This window comes from Staphylococcus simulans (assembly GCF_047037175.1).
Lineage (GTDB): Bacteria > Bacillota > Bacilli > Staphylococcales > Staphylococcaceae > Staphylococcus > Staphylococcus simulans_C.
On the sequence record NZ_CP178241.1, the window covers coordinates 1825348 to 1840266 of the forward strand.

Here is a 14919-nt window from a genome sequence, read left to right on the forward strand (position 1 = left end):
ATTAGAAATATCCGATTATCTATTGATTCAACAAAAAAAAGCCGCCATCAAGGCAGCTTTTATTCTTCTAATTATTTACGTACTAGCGCTAAAATACCTGCGACAAGGATTAAAATACCTGATAAAATGCCGAATAAACCAATAAAAATAAAGTTAAGTACGCCACCTAAAACAAGTAATACACCCATTAAGACACGTTTCTTATTAATAATACAGCTTACGATAAGTGTCACAATACATACTAGGATTACCGCGACACCTAATCCAAATACGCTTTCACTTCCAGTATTACCTACAGCATCATTAACGCCCGCTACCATAATTGCGAAAACTCCGCCAATAATCCCAAACACACTACCTAAAATCCCTAAAATCATTTCTGCTACACGACTTGTTTGTCTTTCAAATCTCACTTCGTTCATATTAGTCCGCCTTTTTAATTTTTTATAAAATAATCATACCTCTTAATTGCGCTGCTGTCATTGTTTAATTCATACTTTGGTGAATGCTTGGTATTAACACACATTAGCTGATGGGTTCTTTACGCAAGAGTGCTAAGACACCGGCAGCTAAAATTAAAATACCTGCGATGATGCCGTATATACCGATGAGGAAGAAATCCAGCACACCTGCGATAATGAGCAAGATACTCATGACGATACGTTTCCTCTTAATTAAACAACTGATCACAAAGGTCGCAATACTTAAAAATATGACAATAATACCTAAAGTATACACATCGCCACTTCCGCTATTGCCGACAGCCTCATTCGCACTTGCGACCATTAATGCAGTAATGCCGCCGATTATTCCAAATATACTACCGACAATGCCTAAGACAATCTCTGCAATACGGTTTCTAGGTTTTTTTATCTTAATTCATCCATAGCTCAACTCACCTTTAAAACTTGTAGTAATTTCTACCTATTCTTCTGACATTGCTTTATTTGCTGCTTCTTCTTGTCTCTGTAATTCTGCATCTAATTTTGCTTGTTGTTGTGCTTCACGTGCTGCTTGTTCTTCTTGACGTTTCATTTCTGCGTCGTATGCACGTTGATCAGCTTCTTCTTGTTTTTGGCGTTGTGCTTCTTCACGTGCATCGATTTCATCTTGGCGTCTCATTTCTGCTTCGAATTCTTTATCCATACGGTCTTGATTCTTTTGCCATTCAGCATCTTCACGGTCAAGTTGTTTTTGATACTCTTTATCCCATTCTGCTTCTAGTTTTTCATAGAGTTTATCAATACGTGCTGCTAAATCATTGTATTCTTTATTCGTAACACCACGTGTCACGTGATCCATTCTTTCGCCATCTGTTAATGCATTGTACTCATCTACTAATGCATTATATTCTTCTGCTGTATATGGATAATCTTCACTATCATTTTTATCTTTTGATGTATCTTTCTTTGAATCTGATTGGTTATCGTTTCCGTTTTTACTATCATCTTTAATCATTGCTTGGTGAAGATTCCACTTCGCTTTAACGTTTTCAGTCTTAAAGTAAGTGTCCATTTCTAAGGTATAGACTTTTGCATCTGGTACATCGAATGTTAATGTACCTGTTGCTGTTTTACCTTGATTTAATTGATGAGAGAATATACCATCTGTACCGTCTCCGCCAATCCAATCTGGGGCATTTTCTCCTCTGACATTCATTGTAAATGCGCTAGAATCTACTAGCACTTGATCGCTGTTATTATTTTTGAATTTCAATGTCACTTTTAATACTTTACCGTTGTTTGGTGCTTCATAATCTTCATAATCATTAATATATTCAGCTTTGACCACTTGAACGTCTACGCCATCGGCATCTACGATTTGTCCAACTCTGAATGTCTTCATTTCACTTGTTGCTTTACCTCTTGCTTCTGTACTTTCTGTCTTTTCTTCAGACTTTGCGCCACCGCAGGCAGCTAATACAAATAATACACTAATCATCAAAAACCAAAGTCTTTTCATCTGTCTCTCTCCGCTCTATATTTAGTTGTAAAACGAAGGTATTTCAATGTACTTCCCATTAAATTACCTATATAACAATATTTTATAATACCATTAAGTAAAAGCAATCATTTTTTGAATATTTATGAAGATTAGATGAATATTTTTGAATTGACTGCGTATCATAAAGGAAATCATCTTTATGACAGTGTATAAATATTGAAAAAAGCCGCCTTAAAGGCAGCTTTTCAATTATTGTGAGTCCTCTTGAGATGGAGGGTTCGTATTTTGTTGTTTTTGCATGGCTGCTTCTCGTGCAGCTTGTTCGTTTTGACGTTTTACTTCAGCATCATAGGCACGTTGTGCAGCTTCTTCTTGTTTTTGGCGTTGTGCTTCTTCACGTGCGTTGACTTCATCCTGACGTTTCATCTCTGCTTCGAACTCTTTGTTGATACGATCTTGATTTTTTTGCCACTCTGCTTCTTCTTCTTTTACTGCTTTTTGATATGCAGCCTCTAAATCTTCTCCATAGTCTGCTAGAAGTTTATCTACGCGGTCTGCCAAATCATTATATTCTTTATTCGTTACACCACGTGTTACATGATTCATACGTTCACCTTTTGTGAAGGTATTATATAAATCAACTAGCCCGTTATATTCATCTGCCGAATAAGGATAATCTTTTTCTTTAGAAGCTTTTTTAGTATGCTTTTCTTTTGTATCAGAAGTAGTTGCCTGATTAGTATCGTTTTGGTGCGCACCTTTTTTAATCATGGCTTGATGGATATTCCATTTACCTTTAACGATTTTCTTTTTGAATTGAGCATCCATCTCTAAGGTATATACTTTAGCCTCTGGTACATCAAAAGTCACAGTCTCTATTGCGGTTTTCCCATGACTGAGTTGATGTGTAAATGCCCCTTCTGAATGATTACTGCCTATCCAGTCTGGATAAGTTTCTCCTCTAATATTCATGGTGAATGCGGTAGAATCCACAGTAACCTTGTCTTTATTATTATTTTTGAACTTCAACGTGACTTGAAGTGCCTTACCATTTTTTGGCGCATCAATAGCTGAATAGTTATTAATGTATTCTGCTTTGATCACTTGAACGTCTACGCCGTCGGCGTCTACAATTTGACCAATTTTAAATGTCTGCATTTGATCAGTCGCTTTATCCTTTTTAATGGTTTCTTCTGTTTGATCTTGTGATTTCAAACCGAAACAGCCCGCTAATAAGAATAATGCGCTGATGACAATGAACCAAAGTTTATGCATGGATATCTCTCCGTTCTGTCTAAGTTGTCTATATCATAGTTGTTTCAGGGAAGTATCTTTTTCTTGTATAACACTATCTTATATTAATTTTAAGTAAAATCAATCTATTTTTAAGGTTTTGTTAAGCACATGTGAAATATTATTCTTTTTTCTAGTGAAAGTGGCTTATTTATAGGGGTTACAGCGTGATAACCCATATTGTTTTTTGTTGATTTTGAACAAAAAAGGATTAACTTACACAGAAGAGGTAATACATATAAATGTGAACTATATAATCATACAAATAAGTGAATATTTTTCTTTTTGTTCTCGCGAATATCGCGACTTTAAAGTTACACTATGCATAACGGTAACTTCTCGGACAAATTTAAAGTTAGAATTAAAGAATTGTGCAAAATTGCATTGACGAAAGCAACAGAAAGCGTTTACAATTAATGTGAAATCAATCACATAGAGGAGTTGTATTAGAATGCAAAACTTAAGAAACAGACATTTCCTAACATTATTAGATTTTTCACAGAAAGAGATGGAGTTCTTACTGAACTTATCAGAAGATTTAAAACGCGCGAAATACGCAGGTATTGAGCAACAAACACTTAAAGGAAAAAACATTGCATTAATTTTCGAAAAAGACTCAACTCGTACTCGTTGCGCATTTGAAGTTGCGGCAGCTGACCAAGGTGCAAGCACGACTTACCTTGGACCTACTGGTTCTCAAATGGGCAAAAAAGAAACAGCAGCAGATACAGCACGTGTATTAGGCGGCATGTATGACGGCATCGAATATCGTGGATTCTCACAACGTACTGTTGAAACATTAGCAGAAGAATCAGGCGTACCTGTATGGAACGGCTTAACTGACGAAGATCACCCAACACAAGTATTAGCTGACTTCTTAACAGCTAAAGAAGTATTGAAAAAACCTTATCACGAAATCAACTTCACTTACGTAGGTGACGGACGCAACAACGTTGCGAATGCGTTGATGCAAGGTGCAGCAATCATGGGTATGCGTTTCAACCTAGTTTGCCCTAAAGAATTAAATCCTACAGATGAATTATTGAGCCGTTGTAAAGAAATCGCTGAAGAAAACGGCGGCGAAATCTTAGTAACAGACGACATCGATAAAGGTGTTAAAGGTTCAGACGTACTTTACACAGACGTTTGGGTATCTATGGGTGAACCAGACGAAGTTTGGGAAGAACGTATCAAATTATTAAAACCTTACCAAGTTAACCAAGAAATGATTGAAAAAACAGGCAACCCACGTGTTATCTTTGAACACTGCCTACCTTCTTTCCACAACACTGACACAACAATCGGTAAACAAATCTTTGATAAACACGGCTTAAAAGAAATGGAAGTTACAGATGAAGTCTTCGAAGGCAAACACTCTGTAGTATTCCAAGAAGCTGAAAACCGTATGCACACTATCAAAGCTGTAATGGTTGCAACTCTAGGAGATATTGGATAAGGAGGACATTAAGCATGGCTAAAATCGTAGTAGCATTAGGAGGAAATGCCTTAGGCAATTCTCCACAAGAACAATTAAAGCTAGTGGAAAACACATCAAAATCACTTGTAGCATTGATTCAAAAAGGCCACGAGGTAGTCATCAGTCACGGCAACGGTCCGCAAGTCGGCAGTATCAACCTAGGATTAAACTTTGCGGCAGAACATGATCAAGGTCCAGCCTTCCCATTCCCTGAATGTGGTGCAATGAGTCAGGCATACATTGGTTATCAACTACAACAAAGTTTACAAAACGAACTACACAACTTAGATATTAAGAAACCTGTTGTAACTTTAGTTACACAAACAGTTGTTTCTAAAGAAGACCCAGCATTTGAAAATCCAACAAAACCAATTGGTAAATTCTACGACAAAGATTTAGCAGATACAATTGCTAAAGAACGTGATTACACATTCGTAGAAGATTCTGGACGCGGCTATCGTCGAGTAGTCCCTTCTCCACAACCAATTGAAATTGTGGAATTACCAAGTATCGAAGATTTAATCAATAACGGATCACTAGTTATTGCTGGTGGTGGCGGCGGTATCCCTGTTGTTAAAGACGACCGCGGCGACTTACATGGTGTAGATGCAGTTATCGATAAAGATAAATCAAGTGCGATTCTTGCAGCACACATTAAATCTGATAAGTTAATCATTTTAACTGCAGTCGATAATATCTTCATCAACTTCGGTAAAGAAAATCAAGAAAAATTAACTAACGTCACTACTTCTGAAATGGAAAAATATATTGAAGAAGATCAATTTGCTAAAGGTAGTATGTTACCAAAAGTTGAAGCATCTCTTCAATTTATTGAAAAGAACCCAGAAGGCGAAGTACTCATCACTTCTCTAGAAAATCTAGATGCTGCATTAGAAGGCAAAGTGGGTACAGTGATTACAAAATAATTCGCTATTGATGGTAGGTAATGCTCAATAATAGTGAATCATGATAGATAAATTGCTTATAAAAGTGCCTGAACATGCTTGAACAATCTCACATTTGTTACAACTTGTTCAGGCCTTTTATAAATATTTTGTTACATAATTTATATTCAAGTCCTATCATACACAGAATTTTGAATGAGCGTGCTCGCTGATTCAAAAAATTTTTACGCAAAAATAAAGTGTACCATTACACTATAAGGTTTCATAACTTTTAAAAGTCCTGAGTTGGATAGCTTTTGAATATAAATTAAATAGTTAAAGTGTATCAAACACTTTCTATACAGAATGATTATTACAGTATTTGAAGCTGTAACTATAAATAAAGCGTATGGGCTGAACAAAATGTATCTTGTCTTCTATTTAACATTTGAATATGATAACTGCATTTTTGAGATTCCCTTGCTTATAAGGAGATGATTATAATGGATCATACAAATCAAATGGATGCTGCGAAAGCATTAACAGAGCCACCTAAAAAGAAGAAAAAATTTAAACTTCGTATGCCTGGTGCCTTTGCCATTTTATTCATTTTAACAGTGGTCGCTGTTATTGCGACATGGCTGATTCCAGCGGGTGCGTATTCTAAATTATCTTATGAACCAGGGTCTGATCAATTAAAAATTGAAAACCCTCATAAAGAAATTAAAAAAGTACCGGGAACCCAAGAAGAATTAGATAAAATGGGTGTCAAAATCGATATTGAACAGTTTGAATCCGGTGCAATTAACAAACCAATTTCCATCCCAGATACTTACGAAAGATTAGAACAAAATCCAGCAGGACCTAACCAAATTACAAATGCTATGGTTGAAGGGACAATTGAAGCCGTAGACATTATGGTCTTCATCTTTGTACTTGGTGGACTGATTGGAGTCGTAAGTGCCAGCGGTTCATTTGAATCTGGATTGCTCGCATTAACGAAAAAGACTAAAGGTCATGAATTTATGCTCATCTTCATGGTATCTATCTTGATGGTACTCGGGGGAACTTTATGTGGTATTGAAGAAGAGGCCGTCGCCTTCTATCCAATACTGGTACCTATTTTCATAGCCATGGGCTATGACTCAATTATATGTGTTGGGGCCATATTCTTGGCAAGTTCCGTCGGAACGACCTTCTCAACAATCAATCCGTTCTCAGTGGTTATCGCCTCTAACGCAGCAGGTACTGCCTTCACTGAAGGATTGTACTGGCGTGTCGCAGGTTGTATTGTAGGTGCCATTTTCGTCATTGGTTACTTATATTGGTACGCTAAGAAAATTAAAAATAACCCTGAAGCATCTTATTCTTATGAAGACCGTGAGAAATTCAATGAACAATGGTCTGTTATGGGTAAAGATGCACACGCAGATCAATTCACTTGGCGTAAGAAAATTATCTTAATCTTGTTCATCATTCCATTCCCACTTATGGTTTGGGGCGTAATGACACAAGGTTGGTGGTTCCCAGTCATGGCCGCAATGTTCTTATCTGTAACAATCGTTATCATGTTCATTGCAGGTATGGGTAAACATGGTTTAGGAGAAAAAGGAACAGTTGATGCCTTTGTAAACGGTGCTTCTAGTTTAGTGGGTGTATCATTAATCATCGGTTTAGCTCGTGGTATCAACTTAGTAATGAATGAAGGATTAATTTCAGATACAATCTTAAAATTCTCTTCTGATATCGTATCTCATGTGAGTGGTCCAATATTCATTATTATCTTATTGATTATCTTCTTCTTCCTAGGATTTATCGTACCATCATCTTCTGGTTTAGCCGTATTATCTATGCCGATTTTCGCGCCGCTAGCAGATACTGTTGGTATTCCAAGATTCGTCATTGTTACAGCATATCAATTCGGACAATACGCAATGTTATTCTTAGCACCGACAGGACTTGTAATGGCTACATTACAAATGCTTGATATGAGATACTCACACTGGTTCCGATTTGTATGGCCAGTTGTAGTATTCGTGCTAGTATTCGGTGGCGCAATGTTAGTATCACAAGTATTAATCTACTCATAGAATATAAAATCAAATATGTATTCAGAAGCAGAGATCTTAGTAGGTCTCTGCTTTTATATTTATAATAGGAAGAAACTCATGATTTTTTTGCTAAATAGTAAAAATAGTGTACCTATTTAGTAAAAAAATTGCATCGTCTACTTAAGCAAACTCCCCTGATTACTTTGGTAAAATAAAATTTTTAGGCAAATAAAAAAAGGGCTATCGTAAACAAGTACGATAAAACCCCCGTAGATAATGCATCCAAAAGTTTCCATATATTTCTAAAACAATTAAAAACTTTAGGCCGCTGCAGTAATTCTCTTTTTCTCATACTGCATTAGCCTCACCCACTAAAGGGTGTTTAACAAAAAAGAAATACAACCAATCGTTTGCATGTTCTATTTGTGACGATTTATCTCTCTATGTCTCAAATAAAAATTCATTTTCTTTTTCTCTTGAATTCTGTACTACAAATTTTCTATGTCTCATTATAATACGAACCTGTAAAAGATCGTTTGTACTTAAAAGGAGTGTAGCCTTTACTAATGGTTTGTCTAACTGGATTTCTAACCAGAAATAATATAACCGTTATGTGAAAGATTGCCTTTCTTCAGTTATTTTTTTACCAGCAACAAACCTAATCGATTAAATCAATTGAACTACTGTGTTGTTAAACCTTCATGAAGTTCGATCTCTATTTATGAACTCAGCAATTCAATCTAGCACTGAACTTGCACCTTTCACAGCTGCAAATACAAATTGGGCTTTGGCCTTTTTCTCTCTCAATTTGTATCAAAGTTGGAATCCTTTTTTGAGAGGTGTTTGTCTTGTGCATGGCTAAATATTAGCACCCTGTTTTTAGATAGTCAAGAAAAATCTTAAAATTTTTATAGATTTTTTTACAATCATTACATTTTCATACAAATTCTCGCTGTTTATCACTATATCAAAGTAACAAATGTTATTTTTCTAAAACCGCACTACAAAAGCGATTAAAGCTAAATCCTAATAACAAAACTCTCTGAATTTGTGTTTTCTGTGTTTTAGCGTTGAAAAAATCTTTATAATTAACTTTGTTTTTTTCGCTATATATGAAGTAAAATTTTTATCTAGATTTTTTATGAAAAAGTACTTTACTTCTTAAAAATAATACTATATACTTTTGCTTGTCTTGGGGACAAGACAAAGTGATTGTCATTCGATCTTTTTTTGATGTTATGTTTTTTGAAAGATTCTTTTTATCAAAACCTGTAGAACCCGCCCTTTATGGGCGGTTTTTGTTAAACAAAACAAAAAGGCCAGAACATAAAGATAACTTTATGTCCCAGCCTAATCAGAATAGAATGTCTAGTCTTAAACTAGAAACGGTTATGTAGCTTCTTGGAGATGCTACATGATAAAAGCTTAGCATTGCGCTAATTATATTGTCAATCTAATATTTTGATTTTTAAATGAATTTTTCCACGCATTTATTTCCGATAAAAACATGTATACTTTTATTGCTTGCAATATATACAATCAACCAAAATAATAGTTAGCATCCTGACGAATAAATCAGCAGTTTTCAATGCTTATTAAGCGGTCATTAAAAGTTTTTCAAACAATCCCACTCTCTTATATTTAAAGCATTTTTTCATTGTTTGGCATTCAATATCATCAAATCGTTTTATCGTATTATCAAAAAAGGTATTTACAAGAATTAAATATCATTTTATAATTCAAATATCTCATCACCTTGCATAAAGGTGCATCACTTTTAAATCACGCTATATCCACTCAAATTTTGTTAGCGTATCTTTTCCTCGTTTTATGATCACATCTATTTCCTTTTTCGTCGATAACAATCGACATTGAAATATTATTTTTCAGGTTATACAAAATATCTAAACAATCTAGCAATACACCATTCATACATAATCATACTCAATTGAGTTTAAGATCATCCTGATCATTTCCAAATCATATTAATTTTAGACATCAGAGAAAGGAAAATTTAATATGCCCAATATTCAACCCATACTCCCTAAATACTTATTATCATTCATCACCTTGTACTATCTCAGTACTTACTTTCAGCTAGACGCTAGGCGCCTATACGTCACTTCGTAAACGACTTGCTGAATGCAACGCACCCAGTATTCACTTCAACGACATCTAGACAGGAGAATATTGTTATGACTCAATATCACAAAACACCACAAACAACCTACCCTATTTCAACTTTAATCTCTGAAATCAAAGAAAGTAACATGGATTATGACACGAAGAAAGAATTGATTTCTTTAACGCATCATCTTCATCACGAATATCCGCTTAACGTAGTGAAAATATTGCGTGATAATTATATCCCTATCTCAAATTTGACCGCCGAATCATACCAACAAGGTTATCGACTGAAAATGGGACAGTTGGATATGAATTTCCCTACACGTCTGTTTACTGAATTCGAACCCTCTGTCGTCTTAAGTTATGCCTTGCCGGAAGCTGCTATGTGTATTTCATTGCTTGAAAATCATGTAAATGGTTTAACTCAAGGTTCGGTACATGATGCGCTTTATTACTTTTGGGGGCATTCTATCACCGAAACAAAACTCGCAGAACTAAGAAATATTTTGCAACGTAAAACTGAAAATTGGCGAAATCGTTTGTTAGATCGTAAGCACTATCACTTCATTCATGCGCATGCGCTTCAATTGCCTGTCTTTGATGGCGCACATATCGGCTTTGCGAAACTCTATACTATCACGGGTATCAATGGCCATGGGGATAGAGATATTTTGACTTTAACAGTTTCATTTGAAGATGAATATACCGTATGGACGAGACTCTTTGATGAATTAAAAAGTCGTGGTATGAATCCACCGTTATTGCTTTCAGCAGATCTTTCACCTGTCTTGATGAAAGTAGCTGCAGAACAATTGCCATCAACCAAATATCAAATATGTTCTAAATCTATGCGAAGTGCGCTGAACGCATCTTTTGAATGTGTTTTAAATACAGATGAATATACTGAACCGCCAAAGGATATTGCGAAAAAAGCGCGTCTATTAGTTGCGGCACTCTTTGAACCTAATACAGAATATCAGGTTAACCTAGGGCTTAAAGCAGAGTTAGAAGCACTGACTCAAGACTATCCAAGCTTTCAAGAAGGTTTGACTCTATTAAATCAATACTTTGAAAGTTGCTTCACGTATCTGACTGTACCTGTCGCACCTAACTATAACTATACGCTCACAAGTAATAGCGCAGAGCGTATCAATAAAGAAGCTAAGAAAATGAGTGAATGTCCTTTTGTCTATGCAAGTCCAGCATCTGCAGAACTCGCAATTTCTTGTTTTATGATGTATTTGGAATTCAACAATTTCTTTAAGCGCATTAAGTTGAAAAATAGAGAACCGTTTTAAAACAAAGAGGGACTGCTTAATTTTAAGCAGTCCACACAGTTATAACTCTGTATATTTTTTATTTGAATCTTTGGCTTTTTCAACGGGATATTTGATCGCGTTTTTCTTTAACTTTTCACGGATGATATCATCAATATTCATGTCTAAGTTATCCGCAATCATATAGCTGTATATCAAGACATCTGCGAGTTCTTCCGCAATACGTTCACGCTTTATCTCGTTAACTTCTTCTGGCTGTTTCCATTGATACAGCTCTAATAGTTCCGAAGCTTCAAGCGATAGTGAAATGGCTAAATCCTTTTCATTGTGATAAGGTCTCCAATTTCGCGCATTACGAAAATCATTAATTTCTTGGATGAGTTGTTCTGTATTATTCATGGTTAATTCCTCCATTAGCGGCACGTTTCAATTCATTTTGAAGGGCTTCATCTACTGCGTAGATATACAAGCCGTTGACACCGCGTGTTAATAAGACGTTCAATTCATTCTTAAGCAATTCTTCTGTAAATTTGGCTTTAGTGTTATCTGAGAGTGTTCTATTTCTCGTTGCTTTTTGATTATAACTCTCTGAACCGTCAAAGATAATTCTACCATTTCTGAACTTCACAGAAGGTCCGATAATCACACCAGCGTAATTCAAATCAAAACCTTGAACGGTAAAGGTTGAACCAACTTCATCGATGGTTTGACTTTGTTCAGGCCAAGACAAAGATTTTTCCCGTTTACTTACCTTTAGTTGACTATTCCAAGGCATACTCCATTGCCCAATACGTACACGCCAATAATCTGCATCTTCAGGTGCTTTGCCATTATACTTCCAGTCATAAGTTGCGAGTAAACGTGAGATACCCGAATCTTGGGATTTAGCTTTATGTCGAATAGCTTGTTCTAGTTGTTGAGGTTGATCAAATATTTTTATGTCGTATTTATCATCTTCTGGAATATTATCTATGGTTTGTTTATCTATCAGACGACGAATCCAAGCAACAGTATCTTCGTTACTATTAATGCGCATTTGATTATTGAGATGTATATGGTTGTTGTTTGCCTTAGTATCTGAGATCAACTTTTCTAACTGATCCGCTTCTATGACTTGTTCTGTACTTAAAATTTGGTTTCTATCAAATACAGCGATAACCACTTTAGCACGGGCAATTAAATCTTCCAATTGGTTTTGGCCTCTATAAGATTGCTTACCTTGTGTCCATAATAAGTGGGCTTCATCCACAATTATCACATCCACTTTATCTTCAGTACTATGTTGATTGATAAAGCTTGTAGGTTTATTTACAATCGCTTGTTTTTTATTTTTAGGGTCATATAAACCTAATTTTTTCGCAATTTCTTGATAGACTTTTAATTGTTCATCATGATTAACCAACAAATAGACGCTTAACGGTTGGTTATCATTTTCTTCTAACAGTGTACGTTTCAAATCAAAGAATAGGCTACTCATTAAGACTGTCTTACCAGAACCCGCTTCACCTTCAACCAGCACTAACTGCTCTTCTAAATGATTATGTAACGCAACTTTAATCTTACCTGTGATTGCTTCTTTGGCTTTGTTTTGTTCTTGTGTCAATTTATGAAACGGAGATGCCTTGAATATTGCTGAATCCCTAATAATACTTTCTACCGGGAACAAGATGTTATTCTCTTTGTTCAGCCTAGCCCAAATATCCGTAAAGATATCATCGAGTTGATCTGCTGTATAATAATCATTTTGTTGATTGGTTCTCTTATTGTAGATATATTCAATACTGTCTACACTCGATAAATACTGCATCAAACGATTTTCCACATCTAACGTTAAAGACTTATTAAAATAACGGTGACCTATCACATACATCGTTGACGTCATCGACAAAGAAAAATCTGCCCAATACGGCACCGTCTTCGCATCCGTTAACAAATGTTGAGAAGTACGCCCCTTAATATCCGCCGTCTCCCCCACATACACCTTAAAACCCTTCTGCTTATCATCATTAATAATATAGACCGTTGGATACTTCAACAGATACTTCGAATCATCAGAGCCTTCCCATACATCCACAAAATGATTCAAGTCCTCCATCGAATACCCGATTTGTTTAATTATCGGCTTTCTTTTCCCATTCATTTTAATCACCTAATACACCATTAATATTGTAGTAATCAAATACTACACACCTATTTAAAGTAATTATAAGTGTCTGAGATTAGGAAAACAACATAACCATCGTATATGACAACATTTAAACTGTATATTTCTTTAAAAAACTCCCTACTTTAAAATGGTTCATTATCGCAATTATGTATTCTTAAAACTTCTGAATATAACCAAACTCTCAAAACTGTCACCAAATACTATTTTGCATTTTGCACTTGATAAAGATGTATTTATTTGAATATTTAGAAAACATTGAGTAAAATAACATTAAACGAAGTAAGCGCTTACATTTTAAATGTTTACCCGTTTCTATCTTTTAAATTAAGGGGGCGATAATTTGAAGCAATATGACTTAGTTGTTATTGGCGCTGGCCCTGGTGGTTATGTTTCTGCTATCCGAGCAGCACAATTAGGTTTGAAAACAGCCATTGTTGAAAAACAGTATTTTGGGGGAACCTGTTTAAACGTTGGCTGTATACCATCTAAATTATTATTAGAATATGGTAAAAAAGTTCAAAGCATTAACATTGCCGACTCTTGGGGAATACACACCGAAAACTTAGAAGTTGATTATTCTAAGTTACTCTCTAGATCAAAAACGGTAGTTTCTCAATTAACGAGTGGTGTTGAACATTTACTCAAACAAAATAAAGTTGATCAAATTAAGGGCGAGGCAATCGTAAATGAAGACTTAACCATTAATGTTGATCAACAAACAATCAAGGCTAACGACATTATTCTGGCAACTGGCAGCACTCCATTCGTTCCTCCTATTCCGGGACTCAAAGAAACAAATTATCACACCACAGACACTATCTTCACAATAACAAAACTACCCAAGCAATTAGCAGTAATTGGCGGTGGCGTGATCGCTACTGAAATTGCATCATCAATGGCTGATTTAGGTGTTAAAGTAACAATTATTGAAGTCGCTGATGATATCTTACTCACTGAAACTAAAGAAGTCCGCTCCGTATTAAAAAAACATTTAGCTTCTCAAGATATTAAAGTTTTAACGCAATGCACAATTAATCAAGTTAACCAAAACACTATCCAATTAGAAAGTCAAAATGATATACGCTTTGATACACTACTTGTCGCAACTGGCAGAAAGCCTAACCTTCAAGTTGTTAATGAGCTTAAAATCGATAAAGATGAAAAAGCCTTTTTAAAAGTTGATTCAAATTATCAAACTAGCATCCCTCACATTTATGCTGTAGGAGATTTAGTAAATAGTTATCAACTTGCTCATGCTGCGAGTGCAGAAGGAATCGTGGCTACGGAAAGTATCGCTGGTTTAAAGCCTAAACCAATTCTTAATGAAATGATTCCGCGCTGTATTTATACGCGTGTAGAAGCCGCTTCAGTAGGATTATCTCAAGAACAAGCCGAAGAACAAGGCTATAAAGTTAAAACAGTTGAAGCTCAATTCCAAAGCAATGCTAAAACTTTAATCGAAGGTGAATCTGATGGCTTTATTCAACTCGTTATTGATACAGAATATAGCGAAATTTTAGGTGGGTTTATTACTGGTCCTAATGCCACTGAATTAATCGGAGAATTATTAGGTGTAAAGGTATCAGAAGGAACAATAGAAGAACTATCTCAAGTAATTCAACCTCACCCTTCTCTTTTAGAAGTAATGGGAGAATCTGCAGATAGTTATCTAAATAAAGCAATTCATAAATAGCTACTT

The 14919-nt window shown here is 35.4% G+C and carries 11 protein-coding genes; 5 read left to right on the top strand and 6 right to left on the bottom strand.

Going from position 1 to position 14919, the window contains the following annotated elements; all coding sequences use genetic code 11:
* Positions 1 to 71: 71 nt before the first annotated feature.
* From ACFCT9_RS08885 to ACFCT9_RS08900, 4 genes are all read right to left on the bottom strand, one after another.
* Positions 72 to 422, bottom strand: coding sequence for a DUF4064 domain-containing protein (locus ACFCT9_RS08885; RefSeq protein WP_412518687.1), 351 nt, complete (start codon positions 420 to 422; stop codon positions 72 to 74).
* 103 nt (positions 423 to 525) lie between these two features.
* Positions 526 to 879, bottom strand: coding sequence for a DUF4064 domain-containing protein (locus ACFCT9_RS08890; RefSeq protein WP_412521650.1), 354 nt, complete (start codon positions 877 to 879; stop codon positions 526 to 528).
* 45 nt (positions 880 to 924) lie between these two features.
* A complete protein-coding gene (locus tag ACFCT9_RS08895) occupies positions 925 to 1962 on the bottom strand; it encodes a DUF4352 domain-containing protein (RefSeq protein WP_412518689.1) in 1038 nt (345 codons plus the stop codon).
* Between the two features lie 231 nt (positions 1963 to 2193).
* Complete coding sequence (locus ACFCT9_RS08900) at positions 2194 to 3219, bottom strand: DUF4352 domain-containing protein (RefSeq protein WP_412518690.1); 1026 nt, start codon at positions 3217 to 3219, stop codon at positions 2194 to 2196.
* 469 nt (positions 3220 to 3688) lie between these two features.
* On the opposite strand from ACFCT9_RS08900, the gene argF reads away from it, so the two are divergent.
* From argF to ACFCT9_RS08920, 4 genes are all read left to right on the top strand, one after another.
* Positions 3689 to 4693, top strand: coding sequence for an ornithine carbamoyltransferase (gene argF / locus ACFCT9_RS08905; protein WP_412518692.1), 1005 nt, complete (start codon positions 3689 to 3691; stop codon positions 4691 to 4693).
* A 14-nt stretch (positions 4694 to 4707) separates the two neighbouring features.
* Positions 4708 to 5640, top strand: a complete 933-nt coding sequence (arcC, locus tag ACFCT9_RS08910; protein WP_412518694.1) for a carbamate kinase — start codon at positions 4708 to 4710, stop codon at positions 5638 to 5640.
* A 479-nt stretch (positions 5641 to 6119) separates the two neighbouring features.
* A complete protein-coding gene (locus tag ACFCT9_RS08915; RefSeq protein WP_412521651.1) occupies positions 6120 to 7688 on the top strand; it encodes a YfcC family protein in 1569 nt (522 codons plus the stop codon).
* A 2156-nt stretch (positions 7689 to 9844) separates the two neighbouring features.
* Positions 9845 to 11074: a transposase gene (locus tag ACFCT9_RS08920; protein ID WP_412518696.1), complete on the top strand. Its 1230-nt coding sequence runs from the start codon at positions 9845 to 9847 to the stop codon at positions 11072 to 11074.
* A 39-nt stretch (positions 11075 to 11113) separates the two neighbouring features.
* Here the strand turns inward: ACFCT9_RS08920 and ACFCT9_RS08925 are convergent, their stop codons facing one another.
* Both ACFCT9_RS08925 and ACFCT9_RS08930 read right to left on the bottom strand, forming a co-directional pair.
* Positions 11114 to 11452 (bottom strand): nucleotide pyrophosphohydrolase, encoded by a 339-nt coding sequence (locus ACFCT9_RS08925; protein ID WP_412518697.1) that lies wholly within the window; start codon positions 11450 to 11452, stop codon positions 11114 to 11116.
* A complete protein-coding gene (locus ACFCT9_RS08930; RefSeq protein ID WP_412518698.1) occupies positions 11445 to 13193 on the bottom strand; it encodes a DUF2075 domain-containing protein in 1749 nt (582 codons plus the stop codon). Before ACFCT9_RS08930 ends, ACFCT9_RS08925 begins: the two co-directional genes overlap by 8 nt.
* Before the next feature lie 367 nt (positions 13194 to 13560).
* Here ACFCT9_RS08930 and lpdA point away from each other — a divergent pair, with 367 nt between their 5' ends.
* Positions 13561 to 14913, top strand: a complete 1353-nt coding sequence (gene lpdA / locus ACFCT9_RS08935; protein WP_412518699.1) for a dihydrolipoyl dehydrogenase — start codon at positions 13561 to 13563, stop codon at positions 14911 to 14913.
* The last annotated feature ends 6 nt before the right edge of the window (positions 14914 to 14919 follow it).